Raw genomic sequence first — 22127 nt, 5'->3', positions numbered from 1 at the left:
GGCTTGTTGCGGAGTTTTCCATCTAATCAGCCTTCTTATGCTATCCCCCTGGATGGCATATCATCATGGATTCACCTTTGTATGATTGTCAACAATAGAAATGTTGGCGTAAAGCAGAAAATGACTTGATCCTATCCCCCTAGAGAGGATATAGGATGCTAGGAACGACAGCGTATTCGCCCCTCCATCTCTCATGGGTACTGAAATGACTGACGCGACTGATCTTGAATTCTCACCTGATTTGCGCCTCTCTCTCCTTGCTGGCGCCGGTGGCAAGGGCGCCCGAGCGCGCCAATTCTGCCTTGATGTCATCAAGGAATTCTATGGGTTCGATTATCGCCCGGATTGGCATGGCGACCTTGATTCCCTTCTCTTGCCGCCTGCCGGTAATCACTTCAGCGATCTCCATCGCGGTGCCTTCTGGATTGTCGAGAACCGGCAGGGCGACATCGTGGCGACGACCGGTATCCGGCACCTGGGCTGGAAGCCCAACTGCGCGGCGCTGTTTTCCAATCTTTATGGGGATGGCACCGGCATCGCCTCGCTCTGGCGGCAGTATGTGCGAAAGGACATGCGAGGTTGCGGGTTGGGAAAGAAGCTCGCCATTCTTTGCGACAATGGGGCGTTGAGCAGGGGGTATGAGCGCATGTATCTGCACGCCAGCTCCCATGCTTTGGCCACCGTCGGCTTCTGGAAATCCAGAGGCTATGTCGCCATCGCCGACGACGGTGAAACCATCCATTTCGACAAGCCCCTGACCCACCACCTGCTGCAGGCGACGACCGCCTAGCGCCTCACAATCATTCATCGACGAAATTAGAACCAAAGACTGGAGAAGCTTATGGAAACCTTTAGCTCATTGATTGCCCAGGGCGGCGGAGCCGCTTGGCTGTTTATTCCAAGCGCCATCTTGCTCGGTGCTCTTCATGGGCTGGAGCCGGGTCATTCGAAGACGATGATGGCTGCCTTCATCGTTGCCGTGCGCGGTACCGTCGCCCAGTCGGTCATGTTGGGCTTGGCTGCGACCTTCTCCCATACCATGGTCGTCTGGGCGATCGCGCTCGGTGGCATGTACCTTTTCTCCGGTCTCGATGCCGAAACGGCCGAGCCATACTTCCAGCTCGTCTCGGCTGTGATCATTATCGGCGTCGCTGCCTGGATGTTTCGCCAGACATTGCGGGAACAGCGTTCGGCCAAGCAATATGAGCGCGATGTCGCCGAATGGGAAAAGACCCGTGACAAGGCGATCCCGGCGCAGCGCGTTGATACCGGCCATGGCTTCATGTCGATGGAGATCACGCCCGACAAGCCGGCCTTCTGGCGCTTGAAGGTTGTGAGCGGTGACAACTGGACTGCCGAATACGTCACTCTTTCGACCGAACGGCCGGATGGCACGAAGCAGAAGTTTACCTTCGTGGATCGCGACGGTTACATCGAATCCGTCGAGACCATTGCCGAACCCTACGATTTCATGGCTCGTCTCAGCCTCGACCATGGCGACCATGAGCATGATTACGACGTCTCGTTCCTTCAGGGGGCGGAGGCTGCCAAGACGCAAGACGGCGGTGTCAATCTTGTGACCGAAGGCTATCAGGACGCGCATGCACTCTCCCACGCCAACGACATCCGCAAGCGCTTCGCCAATCGCCAGGTGACAACAGGGCAGATTATCCTCTTCGGTCTCACCGGTGGACTTATCCCTTGCCCGGCGGCCATCACGGTTCTGCTTCTGTGCCTGCAACTGAAGAAAATTCCGCTTGGTGCCGTCCTTGTGCTCTGCTTCTCGATCGGTCTTGCGATTACGCTGGTCGCGGTGGGCGCTGCCGCGGCAATCGGTGTTCGCAAGGCAACACAGAAGTTCTCCTGGCTTTCGACCGCTGCTGCGCGGGCTCCCTATTTTTCGAGTGCCGTTATCATACTTGTCGGTCTCTACATGGGCTACCACGGCGTCAACGGCATCATGAACCCGCATCATGAGCCGGCGGAAAACGCCGCCGGCCTTGTGGATATCGAGGGCAAGGTCGTGGCCGCCGTTCGGTGACGGGTAGAGCTGTGCGGCGCGGTTCAGGCTTGGTTCGCGACAACGATAAAAATAGGAGAAACACCCCATGACTGCCACGCTTGCATCGATAAAGAGCTTGAACTCGCCGCTTGACCAGACATCGGACCATGGACTACGAAAAGACATGACCGAATCCGACGATGGCCACACCATCCATCATCATCATGAAGCAATCGCCAAGCGGTTGAAGCGCGCCGAGGGACACCTTCGGAGCGTCGTGCAGATGATTGAAAATGGTCGGGATTGCGTCGATATCGCCCAGCAGCTTTCCGCGGTCGAAAAGGCCATTACGCAGGCGAAGAAGACACTCATTCAGGATCATCTCGATCACTGCCTCGAGGATGTCGTCAGTTCTCTTTCACGCAAAGAGCGAAAGTCGATCGACGAGTTCAAGTCGATCACCAAGTACCTTTAGCCTCCTATTTGCATCACCATCAAAACGGGAACGCGTGAGTTATCACCGTTACAGTTTTGTTTGTATGGTCATCCGTCAGCAAATTTTGCCAATCTGCGGGAGAGTTCCAATGGAGCAATTTGTCGAGAGTGTGGGAGATTTCATCCATAACCATCAAGCCTATGCGGGTCTGGTGGCAGCCTTTATCGCCTTTGGCGAGTCTCTCGTCATTATCGGCTTCGCCATCCCGGCGACCGCTTTGATGGTGATCCTGGGAGGGCTTATCGGGGCAGGGACCATCGAGGCAGGGCCAGTTGTTGCAGGAGCGATCATCGGCGCAATTCTAGGCGACGCCGTTTCCTACGGCATGGGGCGATGGATAGGGCCGGGCGCGGCCAGCAAATGGCCGCTCAACCGGTATAGATCGGGTTTGGCCCGCACACGTCTGTTCTTTCGGAAATATGGATTCGCCTCGGTATTTTTCGGCCGGTTTCTCGGTCCTGTGCGCTCGACCATTCCACTTGTCGCGGGAATGATGGCGATGGATCATCGTCGGTTTCAGCTTGCCAATGTGTCCTCGGCAGTTGTTTGGAGCGTTGCAATGTTGCTGCCGGGCTGGCTTGCGGGACGTGGTGCGTCGGAACTCGATGCTGCCAGTTATCTTGAGCGAGGAGCAGCGGTGTTGGCTATCTCGCTCTTCCTGGTTCTTGTTAGTGGAGTGATAGTCAAGAAAATCTCTTCAACTGTCAGCAGGCGTGATGGCCGAGTGGTCGTCTCGCACCATGAATGCTGTGGTGCCAGGAGTGAAACTTGTCCCGGTCATTCTTGATTTTTCCGTGCTTATCATCATCCTATCCATAGGGATAGGTTATATCCCGGTGCGTTGCCGGTATAGTTTGAACCGCCGCCAGTCGGCATAACCTCGAAAGGAAAGCATGAGATGTCCGAACAGCCTTCCATCCATATGGGCCACGGCCAAATGGTCGATATCGTTGGCAAGACCTCAGACAAGTGGGAGATCATCTTCAGTGAGGCGGGTGTAGCCGACTACAAAGCGCCGCCGCTGAAGGAGATCGAGGCGGATGCAATCGATGCCTCCGGCAAGATTTACCCGCTTGCTATTGCCGCCGGTCCAAGCGAATCCACGGTTGTCGCCAGCGGTCAGATCGATGGTGCCTACCGTGTGCGCGTCCGGGTCTGGCATGGAACCCATTTCCACACGCGCGAAGCCTTTCTGCCGGGGGCTGCACCGATCGAAGCCGTGATGGGGCCGAATGGTGGATCCTTGGCGACTTTCGACGAGAGCCTGCAGGTGGAGATCAAGCCGATCGACGCCACCACATGGGAGCTCTTTTTCCTGAAGGATGCGACGCCGATCGAACTGCCCCCAGCCGAAGCCGTCGTCGTGCAGGCCATCGGTCCGAAAGCGGAGGATTATCAGATCCGCAATCTCAAAACCGAAGATCCAGGCAATGGAAAGACGCTGATCGTCGAAGGTAAGATCAAGGATGCGGTCTATGCCCGTATTTCCATCGCAAAGGATGGCGGCGAGCTTGTTCGCAGCATCCCGATTTTCCTGGCGAATTGATAAATCGGTTGGTCATCATTTGACGCCCATCGTTTCGTGAGAAAGCCGGGATCGCGATCCGAGTGATTGCAATCCCGGTTCCTCTGGCTGGCGCGATCCTGCTACGGCCTCAGATCGATGCGAGGAAGCGTCCGACGATAGGAGCCACCCTGTCGGGAAATTCCTCGTGAATGGATAGCTTGCCCATGTTCTCCTCCACAATCCGTGCCATCGGCCGTTCCGAAAAATCAGTATCGTCGGTGTCCGCAAAACGGCGCGGATCGACATAGGCGAGGTTTGTGACAGCATCCGCATTGTCCGCGAGCAGCGATCCGTTTTTGCGAACGCTCTCTTCTGCTTCCTCTTCTGACATTGAGGCGGCCGGGACGATGAAGGCGTCGGTGGGGAAAGGTGTCGTCCTCAGTGTCACTTGCGTGTCGACATCAGAGCCGAGGAGTATGTCCCCCTCGCTCTGCTGCGGGATAGACGAGCCGTTGGCGGAGAAAATTAAAAGAGGATCGAAGCGGGGGTAGTCGGTGGAGACTGGATGGTTTGTCGCCAGAGCCATCCGAAGATGCGCAAATGGTTGCGGATGAAATTGTGCCGATCTGGCGACCCGGCAGATAACTTCGATTGCTAGCGCGAGCACTTAGGCAAGTGAGGGCCATGGCGGCGAACGGGCCTGGCCCCTGGTTCGCAGGAAGATATGAGGCGTGCGTGTGTAATGAATACAATCATTGCGGTTATCCCGCTTGCCGACCATCCTGTGATATCGTTCCTACAGCGAAATACGCGGCGGCTCGGCGTCAACCATGGCGCTCAAGCCACGACCATCCGAAGATAACAGGACGAAATAAGTGTTCTCGGTTTGCCGCCTGATGGATATGTCAACGCTCGCAATCGGAAGTCTGGCAGAGTCGCAATGCAAGTTCGCTTGCGCGAAATGATCGTGTGTGCGCGAACCTCGTTGAGGCAGTACATTGATAATCAGGACTTTTTCCGTCGCCGAGGCGGTTGTCTCGGCTCGTTCATGCTGTCGGTGCTCGGTCGCGGCGTCACACGGAACCGAGGTTGCGACCGCGATGAGCGCAAGAAAAATCAGCCTGATCAACAGCTTCATACGATGTACGGCAAAGTAGGATGTCCCAACTACGCTTGATTTCCGATTAGACCGTCCAAGGAGCAGCAAAATCAAATTGTCACTAGGGTCATAAATCCGAAGATTTTGGGGCAAAGATTTAGGTTTTGAAACAATCCCCACGGAATTTTCCCGGAATTGTTATTGAGCCTCAGATCAGCAAGAATGTGCAAATCCGCGTAGGGCAAGGATCAACGACAATGGCTTTTTCCGCTCTCGGCGGTTTGTTTCTGGCCGCATTTGTGGCGGCCACGATCTTTCCAATGCAGTCGGAAGCCGTTTTAGCTGGCCTCATACTCACGGAGAGGTTTTCGCCGTTTACGCTCGTAGCTGTCGCCTCAGTCGGCAACACGCTCGGAAGTGTCGTCAACTGGTTTCTTGGCCGAGGAATCGAGCGCTTCCGGGACAGGTCCTGGTTTCCCGTCAGCGTAAAAGCGCTCGAACGATCATCCCGCTGGTACCGCAAGTACGGCAAGTGGTCGCTGCTGCTGTCCTGGATGCCACTATTCGGAGACGCTCTCACAGTTGCGGCGGGCGTCCTGCGAGAGCCGCTCCTGCCGTTTACGGCGTTGGTGTTCGTGGCCAAGACCGGCCGGTACATTGTCTTGGCTCTTGTTACTCTGAAGATATTCGGCTGAAGCAACGCTCGCGCGAGCCATTAGCAAAGTCACTGTTCCCACAACGAGACCAATGAAAATGAAGTCCGCCCTTTCATTTTATGCAGTCATATTTAGCCTTGTGCTTTGGCCGACAGTCACAGCCGCACAGGACGTCGTCGTGCTGAGGCAGGCCGACATGAAGGCGATCGCCGCAGCCGCAAAAACGATTTCAGGAATGTTCAAGGAGCCGACGACATACGCGTCGGCAGAGTTCAAGCGGGCAGCTGAGACAATTCGCGACAAATCTGGAGACGTCCTCATCGGCCATTTTGCAAACGAGGCCGCCGACCCCAGATCGAAGGCAAAACCAAACATTATCGAAGAACGCGAGCGGTTTGATAGCCTTGCGAATGACTTGAATGCTTATGCCACTGCTCTTGGCGCTGACGCGGACAAGAATCTGGGACCAATGACAGATAGCATGCGTATGAAACCAGGCGAGCCGATGGGTGGTGGACCGCTCGGCATCCATGTTCAGAGCGAGGCGCAACTGTCCTCCCTACCGGCCGAGCATGCGTTTCACCTTATGTTGCAAACGTGTACGACGTGTCATTCGAGATACAGAATGCCCGATTGAGAAGTTGAATCTACGGGCCAAACGACGCAGGCTCGTACGTCTCGCCAAACGGCCGATTGAGCAGCTTTACTGCCCTCGGAGGTGTGAAAATCGGTCGCGGGCTAGCCGGTCTTTTCAACAGGAATACCAGCCTGCGGCGGTTATCGGGTAGATTGTTCAGTCCTCATGCCGTTCACGCCAAATCGAGCATTGATGGAAGGCAGGCCATCGTCTGCCATGCCCGCGTTCGCGATCTCCTCGATGATCGGACAATCGGGGCGCTCGTCACCATGGCAGTTATTGGCCAGATGTTTCAATGTTTTCGTCATTGCCTGGATCGCAGCGGCTTTACGTTCAAGCTCGGCAATATGCTCCAACGCGATGCTTTTGACGTCTGCGCTCGCCCGTGATCGATCACGCCAAAGAGCGAGCAACGTTTTCATCTGCTCCACCGAAAACCCGAGATCGCGAGCGCGACGAATGAAGCGAAGTGTGTGGATGTCGTTGTCGCTGTAGGTGCGATAGCTGGATTCGGTGCGATGCGCGGGCGTGATCAGCTTGATCTGCTCATAGTACCGGATCATTTTCGCTGACACGCCGCTGGTTTTCGCTGCTTGTCCGATGTTCATCTCATTTCTCCTCATTGCAAGGGAGCTGCATCGAGGGGACCCCTTGGTGCAGCTCTGTCATCAGTTGGCTTGGTAGCGGCGCAGACGAAGCGCGTTTCCGAGGACGAAAACGCTGGACATCGCCATCGCACCCGCAGCGAAAATGGGCGAGAGCAGGGTGCCATTGACGGGATACAGGACACCCGCCGCGACCGGCACGAGGCTGACGTTGTAGGCAAAGGCCCAGAACAGGTTCTGCTTGATGTTCTGGATCGTTGTCCGGCTCAAGGCGATAGCGCGGACCACACCGGTTAGATCGCCCGACATCAGCACGACGTCCGCACTCTCGATGGCGATGTCGGTGCCCGTACCGACCGCCAAGCCCACGTCAGCTTCGGATAGAGCAGGGGCGTCGTTGATGCCATCGCCGATAAAGGCAACTTTCTGGCCATTTTTGCGAAGTTGTTTCACGGCTTCGACTTTGCCGTCCGGTAGCACCTCCGCAACAACGTGATCGATACCCAATTTCGCGGCAATTGCCTCTGCCGTGCGGCGATTGTCGCCGGTAATCATTGCTACCTTCAGACCTTGGGCGTGCAGCGCTGCGATGGCGGCAGGCGTTGTTTCCTTGATTGGATCGGATACCGCGATGATCGCCGCCAGCTGACCATCAACCGCAGCGTAGAGCGGAGATTTGCCTTCGCGGCCGAGATCAGCTGCCATGCTTGCGAAGCTGGTCACACTGATACCTTCGCGAACCAAAGCGCGGTCGGCACCGACGAGAACCTTGTGACCGGCGACAATTCCGCTCACACCAAATCCCGGAGTTGCCTCGAACGCGGAGACTTCCAACGTCGGAAGACCATTCGCTTTTCCGGCGGCAACGATTGCTTCCGCAATTGGGTGCTCCGAAAGGGCTTCGAGGCTGGCGACCCAGGAAAGCACTGCGTCATGGTCGAAGGCCTGCGAAACCCGAAAGTCCGTGAGTTCCGGTTTCCCTTTCGTCAAAGTACCGGTCTTGTCTATGGCGATGATCTCGATCTCCCTCAAGCTCTGCAATGCCTCGCCCTTGCGGAACAGGATTCCCAGTTCAGCCGCCCGGCCGGTACCGACCATGATCGAAGTCGGTGTGGCCAATCCCATCGCGCAGGGACAGGCGATAATCAGCACGGCGACGGCGTTTACCAATGCAAAGCTCAGGGCCGGTGATGGTCCAAGCAGCATCCAGGCGCCAAACGTCAGGGCTGCTGCCAAGATCACGGCGGGAACAAACCAGCCGGTCACCTTGTCGACGAGGGTTTGTATCGGCAGCTTCGACCCCTGAGCCGCCTCGACCATCTTGATGATCTGGGCCAACAGGGTATCGCTTCCAACCTTCGTTGCCCGGAACGTGAAGGAGCCGGTTTTGTTGATAGTGCCGCCGACCACCTCGCTATCCTCTGACTTGAGAACCGGGACCGGCTCACCCGTGATCATGGCTTCATCGACATACGAACCACCCGAGACGACGATACCGTCGACGGGCACCTTTTCGCCCGGGCGGATGCGAATGACATCGCCAACGATCACGTCGCTGATCTGGATCTCCACAAACTCATCGCCACGATCAACGAAGGCCGTCTTCGCCTGCAGACCAAGTAGCCTTTTGATTGCCTGGCTGGTCTTGCCTTTCGCGCGAGCCTCAAGGTACCGACCGAGAAGGATCAGGGTCACAATGACAGCAGCAGCCTCGTAGTAGACATTCACTGTTCCCGCGGGCAGAGCGGTCGGTGCAAACGTGGCGACGACTGAATAGGCCCAGGCGGCGGATGTACCGAGAACGACCAGCGAGTTCATGTCCGGAGCCCATCGCAGAAGGTTTGGTACTCCCTTCCGGAAAAATCGGAGTCCAGGTCCAAACAAAACGATGGTTGCCAGCACGAACTGAACATACAGACTCTCGTTCATGCCGATAGTGTCCATGATGAACGCATGAACACCCGGAATGAAATGCGAGCCCATCTCCACGATGAACAACGGCAGCGTTAAAGCGGCGGAGAGAAGGAGTTGTCTACCGAGCGAGCGAATTTCAACATCCCGTCGAGCGTCTTGGTCGTCGGAAGCAACGTTGACAGCGACTTTTGCCTCATAGCCCGCATTGCGGATGGCTGCGGACAATTCTTCGGCGGATGTCGCTGCCGAGACGAAGCGCACCGTTGCCTTTTCTGTCGCCAGGTTGACATTGGCCTCGGTCACGCCAGGGATCGCTTTCAGAGCGCGTTCAACGCGCGACACACAGGATGCGCACGTCATCCCCTCAATAAGCAGTTCTTGCGTTTGGAGCTTTGCTTCGTAACCGGCACCTTCAATAGCCTGTAAAACTGCGACCGTATCGACGGCATCCTTAAAGGTGACGGTCGCTCGTTCGGTCGCCAGATTGACGGATGCGGCGTCGACCCCGCGAACGGCTTTGATCGCCTTCTCTACGCGGACGACGCACGATGCACAGGACATTCCTTCAATCCCGAACTCGGTCGGGATGGGCGAAACGTTGGATTTTTCGATTTGAGGTAATGCAGTCATGGGACGATCCCTAATTGAACTGCACATACATGTAATCCTTCCCACGATGGGAAGGTCAAGAGCCTTTTCTCCGGGCAAGACATCTCCAAATTTTCTCCGCCAGCCCAACCGACGGAGCATTGCTTGACCCAGATCAAAGCCGATAAAGTAAACGTGATTACTGTCGTGCTACGTCCATAATAGAATGGCGACATGTCGTTGATGAATAGGAACGAGGCTTGGACACGATTGCTGGCGATGGTCGTGCTGGCCGTCGCGATGGCGTTTGCGCCGTTCTCAACGTCACATGCGTCCGCAAACTGCGACCATCTTTCGGATAGTCATCAACTCGTGTCTGACAGCCATGGCAACGTGACAGCTTTTCACAAACACCCAGCTTCACCACCCTTGGCTGCTGGTTTGTGTTGCGTCTCGATTTGCTCGACTTGCGCCGCGAACGCCGGCCCATCCATATCCGCCGTTCGGTTTGATTTCCGGTCGGTGACGTATGATGCGAGATCGACAATATTGGCCGGACAGTCCGTTCGGCCTGCGCTCGATCCACCTCGTTTGAACGTCTGACGTTTCTTCGTTGGCGCTTCGCGCCTTACAGCATTGATCGGCCGCGCGCCGACATAGAAACCGGACCACACACATGTATCGTCGAGAATTCCTTTCCCGGATGATGACCGGAGCCGCCGCATTTGGGGCGCTCACAACAATCAACCCTCAGCTTACGCGAGCAGAAGCGAACACCGTTATCCATCCCATCGGCTCCCCGCAAAAGCTCAACATCGTGAAGAGAACGATTGAGGTGAACGGCAAGGCGGCAAATGTCCTTGGCCTGACGCGCCCCGATGGCTCGTCAGGCCTGATCCTTGAGGCGGACACCACCTTCGATGTCGAACTCACGAGCCGGATCGACGCCCCAACGCTCATTCACTGGCATGGACTGACCCCGCCTTGGGAAATGGACGGTGTTCCCGATAACCCGGCCGCGCCTATCAAGCCCGGTGAAGTTCGCCGCTATAATTTCCATTTAGGGGCGGGCGGAACGCATTGGATGCACGCCCATACCCTGCAGGAACAAAGCCTCCTGGCCGCCCCGTTGATCGTTCGCACCGCTGAAGACAAACAACGCGACGAGCAAGAGGTCGTCGTCCTGCTGCATGATTTCTCGTTCAAGTCTCCCGAGGAACTGCTGGCTGGTTTGAAAAAAAGCGACAGCGGCGATGGAATGGACATGTCAGGCCACGATATGGGCGGCATGATGAAAATGGATATGAGCGGCGGTGCCATGAAGATGGACATGGGTGGTGGAATGTCGATGGGTGCAATGGACATTAACGACATCGAATATGACGCGTATCTCGCGAATGACCGCACCCTCGACGATCCTGAAGTCTTCAAGATCGAGAAGGGCGGTCGGGTCCGCCTCCGGTTGATCAATGGAGCAGCGGCGACGGCGTTTGCCATCGATACCGGTCAAATCGAAGCTTCGTTGATTGCCGTCGATGGTCAAGACGTTGAGCCAGTCAAAGGCACGCGGTTCCCGGTCTCCATGGGGCAGCGTCTCGATCTCAGACTGGAAATTCCAAAAGAGGGCGGTGCTTTCCCGATCCTCGCCCTGCGCGAGGGCGCTCGTCAACGGACCGGGATCATCTTGGCCACCCCAGACGCGACAATCTCAAAAGTCGCAACAGTCGGGGAGGCCGATGGTCCCGTGCTAACGCTTGATCTCGAACAGCGACTGCGACCATTGAAGTCGGTCGCGGATCGACATGCCGACAAGGCTTTTAAGGTGAATCTCACCGGCGATATGGCCAAATATACCTGGAGTATCGATGGCGCGCCTCTTAACGTGTTTCCGGGAGACCACGTCGAAATGGCGATCAGCAACATGTCGATGATGTCCCATCCAATGCACCTGCACGGGCATCACTTCCAGGTGGTTGGCATCAATGGCCAGAAGACGAATGGGGCGTTTCGAGACACCGTGCTGCTTCCCATGATGTCACAGGTCACGATCGCCTTTGACGCTCACAATCCGGGCCACTGGCCATTCCATTGCCATCATCTCTACCACATGGTGAGCGGGATGATGACATATGTCGGCTACGAGGCCTGACGTGCACGGATAGATGCGCCCCGGTTACTCCCCTGGAGCGCATCCGTTTTTGACCGTGATCAACGTGTCAAGGAGCTTGCTATCGCCCGTATCGCTTTCAAGCCGGACCCAAAGCGAGCGATCGGTTCGCGGTTCTTTTCCAACTCGCTGTATGGAAAGTAGGAGGTGTCGAGATCCGAGACCTGGTCGAAAACGAAATAGACCAAGCCACTTGCATTCGGCCGAATACGAGGACGCTACAGGCGGAGCGCTGAAAGCACTCCGCCACCGGGCATCAAATTTGCTTGAAGCTGGAGGGATAGCCAGCGTTCTCGATAGCAGCATTGATTGCCACCGGATCGAGCTTTGTTTCGACCTTGGCAGTCTTGGCGCCAAGGTCGATACTGGCGGAGGCTTCCGGATCAGCAGCATTGATTGCCTTTTCAACCGTGCTTGCGCAATGACCACAGGTCATATTCTGAATATCGAACTCGTACATGGTGGTCTCCGTAATTTGTGACCACTGACATGTGGGGCTTCCCACCATGGGAAGGTCAAGGCCCCAAAGCCGTTTTGTCACATGCCCCTGAATTACAAATCTTCGTGAGCCCGCTTCCGTCGGCTAAAACCGCATGCCAATATAGGTGCATGAAATTCGCCGCCGCCATTCAACGTCTGCTTTGCGTTTTCGCAATACTCGGGGTCGTCCTTGGCCCCGTGAGTGTCGGCATGGCAGAGACCGCGATGGCGGCCTCGGGCATCATGCAAATGGATGCAATGCTTGGCATGGACATGGCTGTTGGATTCCGCCATGAATTGACCCGGTTTTCTGCTTGGTGCCGACTAGGCCAAGCTTGAGACAAGGCAATGAAAAACATTGATTTTCATTGCAGCCGCCGGGTCATGGCGAGATGGCAAATCAGGTGAATCTTGCACGCAATTCAACACCGCCGAAACCGCCAGTTGTTACTTGGCCGTCATTTTGCGTGGAAACTTTGACACTTAGCATCCCTCGATTTTGAAGGGTTCGCCCGATTTATCCGATCGCAGTTTTATTTTCGCCCCGAAGTGGCTGACGCTACCGCTGTAGAATTGAGGGCCTTCCGCCATCAGCATACATAATATTTCATATATGACATATTATTCCTGCGGCGCGCTGACCAAAGCCGGTTTAGGCAAGGCGACGAAAGCATTATTTTTTGATGATGGTCGCTGGGTCACGGCAAGATGGCAAACTGGATAAATTTCGAACGGAATTCAACATCGAGCCCTATCATGCTTGAAATCGAAGTCAGAAAGTAATACCTATGGCAGCAGTGGTATTACAAGGTTTTCATCATGACGACGACAGTTACTGCGAAAGGGCAGGTCACCATTCCGAAGGCCGTGCGGGATCTTTTGGGGATCGTTCCGGGAAGCCAGGTTGATTTCTATCGTGCCGCGGACGGTAGCGTGGTGCTGAAACCGGCTGATGCGAAGAAGCCTATTAGCCGCTTCCAAAAGTTGCGCGGGCATGCCGGAAAAGGGCTCGGAACTGACGCGATCATGGCGCTCACGCGTGGTGAAACGTGACACTTGTCGATACTAATGTCTTGCTCGATCTCGTGACGAACGACCCGGTTTGGGCAGACTGGTCGATCGAGCAACTTGAAAGAGCCAGTCTGGCTGGTCCACTGCTTATCAATGATGTCGTCTATGCTGAGCTTGCGGTTCGATACGAGCGTATCGAGGCGCTTGATGCCTTCATTGATCAAGCGGCGTTGGTGATCAGTCCATTTCCGCAGGCGGCGCTGTTTCTTGCGGGCAAGGTATTCATGCAATATCGCCGGGCCGGCGGTTCGCGTACCGGCGTCTTGCCGGACTTCTTCATCGGTGCGCAGGCGGCAGTTCAGCAACTGCCGCTGTTGACGCGAGATGTCAGTCGCTACCGCGCTTATTTTCCGACCGTCGAATTGATTTCTCCTGCGCAGTGAGCCAGAGTCTGGTGGCATTACTGTTAACAGGGCAGCTTTCATAGTCCCTGGCGGGTGGCATCTTACCACCTCACGATATTGGCTTCGTGAAGCGAACGCCAACACCGACGCCATTCTCGCGGATAAATTCTATTCCGGCCTCCTGAAAGGCCGCAATCATACTCGCGAGATTGTTGCTGATGGGAATATGCGCGCCACGTTCGAAATCAGCGACGGTCTGACGAGAGACGTTAGCTGCCTTTGCAAGCTCTGCTTGGCTCCAGCCCAACATAGCCCGGGCCCCACGGCATTGCTCCATCGTAAGTATGTTGCTGCTCAAGACAAACTTTCTGATTGACTTCTATCATTTTGTACGAAACATTATCGCTTAACGATCGAGTAGGTGCGCGAACACCTACCCGATCTAACCACAACCAAGCTTACGGGAGCTCGGATCATGGCTGATTCCGACCATAGCAGAACTTTGCCTCCGGTCACCCGGGGAGACTTCCATTCCGTCGTGGCGGCGTCTTTACCCACATATCCGGAGCTCGCCGCCTTGCTCACAGCACCCCTGGGCGTTTGCAATGACGATCTCGCGTTCACGATCTGGCAGGAATGGCGTGCGGCGCAGCAACGTTTGATCGAATCATGCCAGCGACAGCAGGGGCTCGAAACCAGGCTCATTTCGATGGTCGGCTCACCGCTGCTCGCACCCGAAGCCTGGCAGGCCGCCGACAAGCAAGTCGGATACAGCGAGGCCCTCGAAGAAGAGCGGCGTGCATCGGCCGTAGAGGACGAGGTGGCGGAAACCTTGTGGAATACACCGGCGGAATCGATCATCGGCGTAACCGCGAAGCTCCATGTCGTTGTTACCAAGTGGCAACCCTCCCTCATCAGCGAAGAGTATCCCTGGCCACAAATCCGTTCCGTCATCGCCGATCTGCTGAAGATCGACCGGCATCGTAAATTTAACGGCAAAGAGGCCATACGATGACGCCGGCCTCTTTTGTCGGCCATGCCCGGACTATTTTCGCCCACAGGTTCATCGCCGATGCGCGCAATTCGCGGTGATGGCTGGAGGAGGTGTCGTGAAGCAAGTAGGCGATGATCGGGTTTTTTCTGAAGCTGAAAGCTGCACGCGTGGTCTCCTCTGGAGCGCAAATTCCCGTAAACATTTTTAAGCCACGCTTGACGGAGAGCCAAAGCCGTGTTCTGTTTGCTGGAAGGCAATTCTACTTAATAGAATTCATATTGCAACCGTCTAGGATATGGCCATGGACACTTCTTTGCTCAACAGCGCGCACTCCCTCGATGCCAAGCACGTGGTACACCCCCATACGAACCTGCGCACCCAGCCTGAAAAAAAGCCGCTTATGATTGTGAAAGGGGATGGCATTTTCGTCATAGACGACGAGGGAAACCGCTATCTCGAAGCCGCGGCCGGGCTGTGGTGCGCTTCGCTTGGCTTCGGCAATGCCCGGCTTGCAAAGGTCGCGCATGATGTCATGACCGAGATCGGGTATTACCATATTTTCCGTGGGGCCGGTAACACGCCGACCGCCGAGCTCTCCGCCAAGCTTTCGTCCATTGCACCGGAAGGCTTCGACCGCGTTCTCCTGCAGAGTTCCGGCTCGGAAGCCAATGATACCGCCATCAAGCTCGTTTGGTATTACTGGAATGGGCAGGGTCAGCCGCAGCGGCGCAAGATCATTTCGCGCGAGCAGAGCTATCACGGCACGAGTGCCGTCACCTCCTGCCTCACGGGTAAGCCTAAGTTTCACGAAGGCTACGGTCTTCCTTTCGATGGATTTCTTTATGCGGCGATGCCCTACTATTATCGCCATGGCAAACCGGGTGAGAGCGAGCAGGAATATTCGACACGCCTAGCGGAAGAACTGGAGGCAATGATCATTGCCGAAGGTCCGGAAACCATCGCAGCCTTTTGGGCGGAGCCTGTTCTCGGCTCGGGTGGCGCGATCGTTCCTCCTGAAGGATATTTCGAAAAGATCCAGACCGTCCTGAATAAGTACGGCATTCTCCTCGTCTCTGACGAAGTGATTTGCGGGTTTGGCCGCACGGGCAATATGTGGGGAAGCCAGACCTTCGGCATGAAACCCGATATGATCACATGCGCCAAGGCACTTTCCGCCGCAATGCAACCGATCTCGGCCGTGCTGATAGGGGAGCGGGTCTACGAGGGCATGCAGGTTCAAAGCGATCGGTTCGGCACGTTCACGCATGGTTACACCTATGCCGGTCATCCGGTCGCGGCTGCGGTCGCGCTTGAAACCCTGAAGATCTACGAGGAAATGGATGTCGTGGGCCACGTCAAGTCGATGGAGCCACTTTTTCTGGCAGGCTTCGAAGCCCTGAAGGATCATCCTCTTGTCGGCGATTCAGGCGGTGTCGGCTTGCTCGGCGCAATCGAGATCGTCGCCGACAAGGTGACGAAGACGATGCACGATCCTTCGATGAAGGTAATGGCAATCTTCGAGGAGGCGGCCATGCAGCGCGGCCTGATCACGCGCATCATTCTCAACAGGATCGCGCTTTCGCCGCCGCAGATCATCAACGCAGACGAAATCGCCGAAATGTTTGCCCGCCTGCGCGCTGCGCTGGACGACACCCTGTCGCAAATCAACGGCTGATCCTCCAATTGGCATTCTTGGCGGTGTCCGACCAGGCACCGCCAAGAATGCCATGATGTGAACAGAACGCTCCATCTTCTGGGAGGACGGTATGTTATGCTGAATACACTCATGCTCCGCGCGCTTATCCTTGCCTGTTCTGTCGCCGGAGGCTGGATCGCGAGTTTGCTGGGCTTACCGCTCGCCTGGCTGATCGGAGCGCTGATCGTCAGCGGCATTTTTGCATTTTGCGGTGTCCGTTTCGATTTCAGGGCACTTAGGCCTTACGGGCTGGTCGTTCTCGGTCTATCGCTGGGGCAGAGCTTCACACCAGCGATACTCACTCAGATCCTGCATAATCTTCCGATCATCGCGCTATGTGCGTTGGGAACGCTCTGCAGCGGTATCCTTGTGGCGCCTTTGTTCAGTTCCTTTGCACGCACCGATCCCAAGACCGCATTTTTTTGCGGCGTTCCCGGAGGCGTTGTCTTGATGGCAATCCAAGCCCAACGTGGCGGCGCGTCGGAAAAACATGTCGTCCTGGCCCAGACCGTGAGGCTGGTCATGGTCGTCCTGATCTATCCGGTCGTGATTGCATTTCTGGTGCCAACGCATGCCGGACTGGCGCTTCAGGCGACGGCCGCCGCGGCATTTCATCTTGGTGACATCTGGAAGGTGGTTGGGTTTGTGGCAGTCGGGTTGCTGCTGGCGTTTATGGCCCGCAAGTCATTCGTGCCAAATCCGTGGATGATCATTCCATGCTTTATGGCGATTGCGCTCGCGGCGATCGACATGCAGCCGGTCAGAATGCCGCATGGGCTGGTGGCGGTATGCCAGATCATTCTCGGCGTTTCGCTGGGTGCGCAGATGACGCCGCAGTTCATATTGGGATCACGCAAACTTTTATTGGCCTCGATCCTGTCATCGGCACTGCTCACCGTGATCCTTGTGCCGTCCGCCTTGCTGATTGCCTATCTCTTTGGTTTCGACCTAGCCGCTGTGCTGCTCGGGATGTCCCCGGGTGGTATGCCTGAAATGACCGTCGCCGCCACCTCGATCGGAGCTGCCGTTCCTCTCGTACTCAGCTTCCATCTCGTCAGGGTGTTGATCGGAAACATGCTTATTGAACCGATCTGGTGGGTAGTCTGCCGAATAGGCTGGATGTCTCCGCTTGCAGGATCTCCGGATAAAGTAAATTGAAGCCTGGCTCGCAACGGCCGAGTGCTCATTAGGAAAGGTTAAGTCGTCATGGAAACTTTGGCGAACTACATCGACGGATTTTCAGTGGCGCCTTGCACAGGTGAATATCTGGAAACCACAAACCCCTATACGCAGCAGGCATGGGGTCGTATCGCACGCTCGCAGGCAGCGGATGTCGACGCTGCAGTCGCCGCAGCCAAACGCGCGTTCATCTCGGGACCATGGAGCAAATACACCGCCCCGCAACGAGGAGCCGCGCTGCGGAAAATAGCCGACGTCATCACTGCTCATGCCGACGAACTGGCAGCCATTGAAGTTCGCGACAATGGCAAGACGCTGAAGGAGATGCTCCATCAGGTCAAGCGGATCGCCGAATGGTACCAGTTCTATGCAGGTCTCGCAGACAAGATCAACGGCGCGGTTCTTCCGACCGACCGGCCGGGACACATGAATTATATCCGACATGAGCCATTGGGCGTGATCGGCATGGTAACGCCGTGGAACTCACCGCTCATGCTCCTTGCCTGGAAGCTTGCCCCGGCTTTGGCAGCCGGTAACACGGCGGTGGTCAAGCCTTCGGAATTCACTTCCGCCTCTGCTTTGCGATTTGCCGAACTCGTCGGGGACGCGGGACTGCCGTCCGGCGTCCTCAATGTCGTTACTGGCCTTGGCGCAGAGGCCGGCGCGGCATTGACCGCCCACCGGGATGTTGCAAAAATTGCCTTCACCGGAGGTGTTTCCGGCGGCCGGGCAGTTTACATGGCTGCGGCCGGCCAGATGAAGCCTGTCACGCTTGAACTTGGGGGTAAGTCGCCAAACATCGTCTTCGATGATGCAAACCTGGAAAATGCCGCACGAGGTGTCGTTGCCGGAATTTTTGGTTCCGGCGGACAAAGTTGCGTGGCGGGATCGCGCGCCCTCGTCCATCACGCAATTTACGATCGCTTCGTTGCACGTCTTCTCGAGTTGACGGCCAAGATCAGGCTCGGGGATCCGATGTCCCCTGATACCGACATCGGGCCGGTGGCAAACCGACCCCAGTTCGACCGCATCATGACCTGCATCGAATGGGGCAAGGCAGATGGCGCTAAGCTCGGCTGCGGAGGAGAGCAGGTTGCCGATCCCTCCGGTGGTCCGGGCCTGTTCGTCGCGCCGACGATCTTCACGGGCGTTCACAATTCGATGCGGATAGCTCAGGAGGAAGTCTTCGGACCCGTCTTGTGCGTCATCCCGTTCTCGAACGAAGATGAGGCGTTGGCGATTGCAAACGAGACGGCATTCGGCCTTGGCGCGGGCCTGTGGACGCGCGACGTCTCCCGGGTTCACAAAATGGCAGCGCAACTGCAGGCTGGATCGGTCTGGGTCAACACATACAAGGTGACGTCCCAGATCTCCCCATTCGGAGGCTACAAGGCATCAGGCCTTGGCCGGGAAGGCGGAATGGAGATGATCACCGAATATATGCAGACAAAGAGCGTCTGGCTCAATTTGACCGAGGAAGTACCTTATGGCTTTCCCCTGTGAGGCCGTGTGATGCCGGGACCCGTTATTTGCAACCAGGTTGATCCGTGTCTGACGGAGCTTCTTGCCTCTCATCCTTCGAACCCGAAAGTCATCGAAAGACTTGATCGGCTGACGCCCTGGGATATTCCGCCCGAAACAGAAATCCTGGTGACCCGGCTATACGATAGCTGGAGCGGGGCGCCCCAAAGTGGCCGCGACCTTCCTGGTCTGCGCTGGATTCAGACATATTCCGCTGGCGTGGAAGGCTATCCCCGTTGGCTTACACAGGACCGGTTGGTCAGTTGCGGCCGCGGTTTGGCGTCGGTGCAGATATCCGAATATGTGATGGCTGCGATCATGCGTGTCGAAAAGGATTTCGAGGGGGTGCGGGTGCGAGCCGCGTCCGACTGGATAAACCGTCCTATGGGAAGGCTGGCCGGGCGATCGCTTGGTCTTCTCGGTTATGGATCCATCGGTCGTGCTATTGCCCGACGGGCTCTTGCCTTCGACATGAACGTGCAGGCCTACAGAAGGGGGCCATGGAGGGAGGCGGATGCCGACATTAAACATTGCCAATCGCCCGAAGCGTTGATCGCCGGATGTGACCACCTGGTGCTTGCTTTGCCCCTCACCGACGAAACGCGGGGGTTGGTTGGCGATACATTGTTGTCGCGAGCCAAGATAGGTCTGCATCTCATCAATATATCACGTGGCGCGGTACTCGATCAGCAGGCCCTGATCAAGGCCTTGGATGCACGTTTTCTATCATGCGCCACCTTGGATGTAACGGTGCCCGAGCCTTTGCCGGAGAACAGTCCACTCCTGTCGCGACAAGACATATTCATAACGCCTCACATATCCTATGCGGGAGGACGAGGAGAGATGGAGATGTTCGGTGCGCGGCTGTTCAATAATCTCGGCGCTTATCTGGATGGTCGACATCTTGAAGAACAGGTCGATATGAGCCGCGGCTACTGATGGAGATCTTCCATCGGATTAGTCGATCCGCGCGCAAATAGGGCCGCACTACGACTCAACCCAGCAGCTCGTAAAACGGCGAGCGAAGATTGTAGCAGATATCTGCCGCAGCACGGACCAGTAACGGCTTCATGGCGCTCACCCGCTCCTCGGTGAAACGGGTGGACGGCCCAGACAGTGTCAAGGCGCCGATCATGCCCTGGTCTATCGCGAAAATGGGAACGGACATGCCGGCGATGTCCGGTCCGCGTTCTCCGATCGTCATGACGGGGAGAAGTGAGAGTTCGTCGTGACTTGCAGGCCCCATTCCATCATGATCGCTGAAATGTAAGAAGACACGGCCTGCGGCACCGCGTCCGATCGGGACCGAATCCCCTTCGGCAATGTGCTCCCGAAGAGGCTCGTTGGTGTCTTCGCGAAAAAGGCAAACGCGCTGATCGCCTTCGCGTCTGAAGAAGGATCCACTTTCGCCCGTCGCTTGGACAAGTTTCTTCAATGCCGGCCGTATGACGGTGTCGAGACGGAAGGTCCGTTGATAAACCCGACCAATCCGGAACGCCTCGATGCCAATGGTGTAGCGCCGGTCAGGCGTGGTCGCCAGCAGACCTGCACTTTGTAGGGATACCAGCAGGCGCAGTGTCGAGCTTTTGACCAGCCCGGTTCGCTGGCTGATGTCGTGCAGGCTCAAGACAGGAGATTGGCTGTCGAAAAGCGTCAGAATGCGGAGCGCTTTGTCAACGGCTTCGACGCCTTTTGTTTTTAATATCGCAGATTTATCGGTCATAGATCCCATCCCTTATCGAGAAACTAGCTCGTCATGCTGCGAATGCGAAGAAAAATTTCCTGGTGCAAATGCGGATGCTTGACGACCCAGCTATTATGCTACATCATTCTATCAGACGGCAAGCCATTCTATTCATCAGAATGCCATTCAATGAAGTCGGCGCAGATCGACGAGGGGAATGCTCAGGTTGAAGAACTCCATTTGCCGCTTTTTACCGCCATCAGGAGAATTCAATGACGCAAGACAACAAACGAACTGGGACATCGCTGACCATCGAGGCAGCGACGACTTTCAATCGCCGTACGCTTTTGAAGAGAACGGCGATCATCGGCGCTGCCGCAGCGCTTTCGCCTGCGTATATAAAGAGGTCACTGGCCTCTTCGGGCGGCATCAATATTCTCTGCTGGACAGATGAACTGCCAAACGAGGTGATGGGCGATTTCACGAAGGCGACCGGCATCACTGTCAACAAGACGCCGTTCTCCTCCAACGAAGAGCAGATCAACAAGCTTCAGGCCACGTTCGGGGAAGGTTACGACCTCTGCATGCCGTCCTTCAACCGGGCACCGGAATTCCAGTTCCTGGAGGTGCTGCAGCGTTTCGATACCAACCGAATGAACATGGGCATTTATTCGGAAGCATTGCTGAAGGCCTCCACGGATCTGTGGACGTGGGACGGTCTCTATCACGTCCCCCACGTTTGGGGCTCTGAAGGCATGGCCTGGCGCACCGACAAGGCCGAGCTTGATTACAAGAAGATGAGCTACGGACTGATCTGGGATCCGGAGTTTGCTGGAAAAGCGCAAATCCGTCCGGTGTCCGGACTGCTTGGTCTAGGCTTGTGGCTCGATGCGACCGGTAAGCTCCCGTCCAACCGCATGCTCGATACCTATAAGGACGAGGCAACCATGCGCAAGATCTACAGCGAGCTTGTGTCCTATGCGATTAAGCAGAAGGCGCAGATCAAGCAGTTCTGGGATTCGAGCGACAGCACGATGTCCGGTTTCATCGAGAACGGCTGCACAATCGGTCAGACCTGGGACGGTCCAGTCAAGCGAATGGCAAAGGCAGGCAAGCCCGTAAAATTCATGGCTCCTCAGGAAGGTGCGCTCGCCTGGATTGACGGCTTTGCAATGTCCAAGGCTGCGGCGAACCTAGATCAGGTCTACGCGTTTTTTGACTATATTCTAAAGCCTGAGGTCGCCGGCAAGATCGCGACCGTTTCCAGCTATAATTCTGTTGTGAAAGGCGCCGACGAGTTTGTTCCAGAGGCCGACAAGGAACGCTTCCGCTCGGCCTATCCGGATGACGCGCTTTCCAAGCTGTGGCGATATCCTTCCAGCCCGCCATGGTTCATTACCGCGCGCAACGAATACGCGGAAAAGTTCAAGGTTTCCTGAGCCTGATACAGGCGACGCGCCGCTCCTTACGGGAGTGGTGCGTCTTCT

22 protein-coding genes are annotated in these 22127 nt (G+C 56.2%); 16 read left to right on the top strand and 6 right to left on the bottom strand.

Going from position 1 to position 22127, the window contains the following annotated elements:
* Positions 1-205: 205 nt before the first annotated feature.
* From EX00_RS21755 to EX00_RS21735, 5 genes are all read left to right on the top strand, one after another.
* Positions 206-790 carry a GNAT family N-acetyltransferase gene (locus EX00_RS21755; protein ID WP_162184551.1) on the top strand — a complete coding sequence of 195 codons (585 nt, stop codon included), beginning with the start codon at positions 206-208 and terminating at the stop codon, positions 788-790.
* Between the two features lie 51 nt (positions 791-841).
* On the top strand, positions 842-2041 hold the full coding sequence (locus EX00_RS21750; RefSeq protein WP_047462579.1) for a nickel/cobalt efflux transporter: 1200 nt from the start codon (positions 842-844) through the stop codon (positions 2039-2041).
* A 145-nt stretch (positions 2042-2186) separates the two neighbouring features.
* Positions 2187-2477 (top strand): metal-sensing transcriptional repressor, encoded by a 291-nt coding sequence (locus tag EX00_RS21745; protein WP_015918122.1) that lies wholly within the window; start codon positions 2187-2189, stop codon positions 2475-2477.
* A 109-nt stretch (positions 2478-2586) separates the two neighbouring features.
* Positions 2587-3285, top strand: a complete 699-nt coding sequence (locus EX00_RS21740) for a DedA family protein (RefSeq protein ID WP_080761302.1) — start codon at positions 2587-2589, stop codon at positions 3283-3285.
* A 111-nt stretch (positions 3286-3396) separates the two neighbouring features.
* Entirely contained in the window at positions 3397-4044 is a 648-nt protein-coding gene (locus EX00_RS21735) for a hypothetical protein (protein WP_047462576.1), read from the top strand.
* 109 nt (positions 4045-4153) lie between these two features.
* Here EX00_RS21735 and EX00_RS21730 read toward each other — a convergent pair whose 3' ends face one another.
* Positions 4154-4591: a hypothetical protein gene (locus EX00_RS21730; protein WP_047462574.1), complete on the bottom strand. Its 438-nt coding sequence runs from the start codon at positions 4589-4591 to the stop codon at positions 4154-4156.
* Between the two features lie 770 nt (positions 4592-5361).
* Between EX00_RS21730 and EX00_RS21720 the strand changes: the two genes are divergently transcribed.
* Both EX00_RS21720 and EX00_RS21715 read left to right on the top strand, forming a co-directional pair.
* Positions 5362-5799 carry a YqaA family protein gene (locus tag EX00_RS21720; protein ID WP_047462569.1) on the top strand — a complete coding sequence of 146 codons (438 nt, stop codon included), beginning with the start codon at positions 5362-5364 and terminating at the stop codon, positions 5797-5799.
* Between the two features lie 58 nt (positions 5800-5857).
* On the top strand, positions 5858-6397 hold the full coding sequence (locus tag EX00_RS21715; RefSeq protein WP_047462948.1) for a cytochrome c: 540 nt from the start codon (positions 5858-5860) through the stop codon (positions 6395-6397).
* A gap of 140 nt (positions 6398-6537) precedes the next feature.
* Here the strand turns inward: EX00_RS21715 and cueR are convergent, their stop codons facing one another.
* Positions 6538-7005 carry a Cu(I)-responsive transcriptional regulator gene (cueR, locus tag EX00_RS21710; protein ID WP_047462566.1) on the bottom strand — a complete coding sequence of 156 codons (468 nt, stop codon included), beginning with the start codon at positions 7003-7005 and terminating at the stop codon, positions 6538-6540.
* 60 nt (positions 7006-7065) lie between these two features.
* Positions 7066-9546, bottom strand: a complete 2481-nt coding sequence (locus tag EX00_RS21705; RefSeq protein ID WP_047462563.1) for a heavy metal translocating P-type ATPase — start codon at positions 9544-9546, stop codon at positions 7066-7068.
* 634 nt (positions 9547-10180) lie between these two features.
* Here EX00_RS21705 and EX00_RS21700 point away from each other — a divergent pair.
* Positions 10181-11653 carry a multicopper oxidase family protein gene (locus tag EX00_RS21700; protein WP_047462560.1) on the top strand — a complete coding sequence of 491 codons (1473 nt, stop codon included), beginning with the start codon at positions 10181-10183 and terminating at the stop codon, positions 11651-11653.
* A gap of 274 nt (positions 11654-11927) precedes the next feature.
* Here the strand turns inward: EX00_RS21700 and EX00_RS21695 are convergent, their stop codons facing one another.
* Complete coding sequence (locus EX00_RS21695) at positions 11928-12131, bottom strand: heavy-metal-associated domain-containing protein (protein ID WP_047462558.1); 204 nt, start codon at positions 12129-12131, stop codon at positions 11928-11930.
* Between the two features lie 839 nt (positions 12132-12970).
* On the opposite strand from EX00_RS21695, the gene EX00_RS21685 reads away from it, so the two are divergent.
* Positions 12971-13204 carry an AbrB/MazE/SpoVT family DNA-binding domain-containing protein gene (locus tag EX00_RS21685; protein WP_047462553.1) on the top strand — a complete coding sequence of 78 codons (234 nt, stop codon included), beginning with the start codon at positions 12971-12973 and terminating at the stop codon, positions 13202-13204.
* Positions 13201-13605, top strand: a complete 405-nt coding sequence (locus EX00_RS21680) for a type II toxin-antitoxin system VapC family toxin (protein ID WP_047462550.1) — start codon at positions 13201-13203, stop codon at positions 13603-13605. The genes EX00_RS21685 and EX00_RS21680 overlap by 4 nt, the downstream gene beginning before the upstream one ends.
* Before the next feature lie 70 nt (positions 13606-13675).
* Here the strand turns inward: EX00_RS21680 and EX00_RS21675 are convergent, their stop codons facing one another.
* Entirely contained in the window at positions 13676-13924 is a 249-nt protein-coding gene (locus tag EX00_RS21675) for a helix-turn-helix transcriptional regulator (RefSeq protein ID WP_234709078.1), read from the bottom strand.
* 117 nt (positions 13925-14041) lie between these two features.
* Here EX00_RS21675 and EX00_RS21670 point away from each other — a divergent pair, with 117 nt between their 5' ends.
* The 5 genes from EX00_RS21670 (at position 14042) to EX00_RS21650 (ending at position 19895) form a co-directional block, all read left to right on the top strand.
* The gene (locus EX00_RS21670) at positions 14042-14581 is read left to right on the top strand and encodes a hypothetical protein (protein WP_047462543.1); all 540 of its coding nucleotides are present in this window, start codon (positions 14042-14044) and stop codon (positions 14579-14581) included.
* 280 nt (positions 14582-14861) lie between these two features.
* Positions 14862-16235: an aminotransferase gene (locus EX00_RS21665; RefSeq protein WP_155294110.1), complete on the top strand. Its 1374-nt coding sequence runs from the start codon at positions 14862-14864 to the stop codon at positions 16233-16235.
* 96 nt (positions 16236-16331) lie between these two features.
* On the top strand, positions 16332-17414 hold the full coding sequence (locus EX00_RS21660; protein WP_047462538.1) for an AbrB family transcriptional regulator: 1083 nt from the start codon (positions 16332-16334) through the stop codon (positions 17412-17414).
* A gap of 48 nt (positions 17415-17462) precedes the next feature.
* Positions 17463-18938, top strand: coding sequence for an aldehyde dehydrogenase (locus EX00_RS21655; RefSeq protein WP_047462535.1), 1476 nt, complete (start codon positions 17463-17465; stop codon positions 18936-18938).
* A gap of 9 nt (positions 18939-18947) precedes the next feature.
* Entirely contained in the window at positions 18948-19895 is a 948-nt protein-coding gene (locus tag EX00_RS21650) for an NAD(P)-dependent oxidoreductase (RefSeq protein WP_047462531.1), read from the top strand.
* A 55-nt stretch (positions 19896-19950) separates the two neighbouring features.
* Here EX00_RS21650 and EX00_RS21645 read toward each other — a convergent pair whose 3' ends face one another.
* A complete protein-coding gene (locus tag EX00_RS21645) occupies positions 19951-20679 on the bottom strand; it encodes an IclR family transcriptional regulator (protein ID WP_052210870.1) in 729 nt (242 codons plus the stop codon).
* A gap of 233 nt (positions 20680-20912) precedes the next feature.
* Here EX00_RS21645 and EX00_RS21640 point away from each other — a divergent pair, with 233 nt between their 5' ends.
* Complete coding sequence (locus tag EX00_RS21640) at positions 20913-22079, top strand: extracellular solute-binding protein (RefSeq protein ID WP_080761299.1); 1167 nt, start codon at positions 20913-20915, stop codon at positions 22077-22079.
* Positions 22080-22127 lie beyond the last annotated feature (48 nt).

This window comes from Martinezella rhizogenes, from assembly GCF_000799715.1.
Lineage (GTDB): Bacteria > Pseudomonadota > Alphaproteobacteria > Rhizobiales > Rhizobiaceae > Rhizobium > Rhizobium rhizogenes_C.
Note: the sequence above shows the minus strand (reverse complement) of the source record. Positions and strands in the feature narration are given on the sequence as shown.

Coding starts and splice junctions, on each gene's coding strand:
- EX00_RS21755 (WP_162184551.1), top strand. CDS start 206: ATGACTGACGCGACTGATCTTGAATTCTCACCTGATTTGCGCCTCTCT.
- EX00_RS21750 (WP_047462579.1), top strand. CDS start 842: ATGGAAACCTTTAGCTCATTGATTGCCCAGGGCGGCGGAGCCGCTTGG.
- EX00_RS21745 (WP_015918122.1), top strand. CDS start 2,187: ATGACCGAATCCGACGATGGCCACACCATCCATCATCATCATGAAGCA.
- EX00_RS21740 (WP_080761302.1), top strand. CDS start 2,587: ATGGAGCAATTTGTCGAGAGTGTGGGAGATTTCATCCATAACCATCAA.
- EX00_RS21735 (WP_047462576.1), top strand. CDS start 3,397: ATGTCCGAACAGCCTTCCATCCATATGGGCCACGGCCAAATGGTCGAT.
- EX00_RS21730 (WP_047462574.1), bottom strand. CDS start 4,591: ATGGCTCTGGCGACAAACCATCCAGTCTCCACCGACTACCCCCGCTTC.
- EX00_RS21720 (WP_047462569.1), top strand. CDS start 5,362: ATGGCTTTTTCCGCTCTCGGCGGTTTGTTTCTGGCCGCATTTGTGGCG.
- EX00_RS21715 (WP_047462948.1), top strand. CDS start 5,858: ATGAAGTCCGCCCTTTCATTTTATGCAGTCATATTTAGCCTTGTGCTT.
- cueR (WP_047462566.1), bottom strand. CDS start 7,005: ATGAACATCGGACAAGCAGCGAAAACCAGCGGCGTGTCAGCGAAAATG.
- EX00_RS21705 (WP_047462563.1), bottom strand. CDS start 9,546: ATGACTGCATTACCTCAAATCGAAAAATCCAACGTTTCGCCCATCCCG.
- EX00_RS21700 (WP_047462560.1), top strand. CDS start 10,181: ATGTATCGTCGAGAATTCCTTTCCCGGATGATGACCGGAGCCGCCGCA.
- EX00_RS21695 (WP_047462558.1), bottom strand. CDS start 12,131: ATGTACGAGTTCGATATTCAGAATATGACCTGTGGTCATTGCGCAAGC.
- EX00_RS21685 (WP_047462553.1), top strand. CDS start 12,971: ATGACGACGACAGTTACTGCGAAAGGGCAGGTCACCATTCCGAAGGCC.
- EX00_RS21670 (WP_047462543.1), top strand. CDS start 14,042: ATGGCTGATTCCGACCATAGCAGAACTTTGCCTCCGGTCACCCGGGGA.
- EX00_RS21665 (WP_155294110.1), top strand. CDS start 14,862: ATGGACACTTCTTTGCTCAACAGCGCGCACTCCCTCGATGCCAAGCAC.
- EX00_RS21660 (WP_047462538.1), top strand. CDS start 16,332: ATGCTGAATACACTCATGCTCCGCGCGCTTATCCTTGCCTGTTCTGTC.
- EX00_RS21655 (WP_047462535.1), top strand. CDS start 17,463: ATGGAAACTTTGGCGAACTACATCGACGGATTTTCAGTGGCGCCTTGC.
- EX00_RS21650 (WP_047462531.1), top strand. CDS start 18,948: ATGCCGGGACCCGTTATTTGCAACCAGGTTGATCCGTGTCTGACGGAG.
- EX00_RS21645 (WP_052210870.1), bottom strand. CDS start 20,679: ATGACCGATAAATCTGCGATATTAAAAACAAAAGGCGTCGAAGCCGTT.
- EX00_RS21640 (WP_080761299.1), top strand. CDS start 20,913: ATGACGCAAGACAACAAACGAACTGGGACATCGCTGACCATCGAGGCA.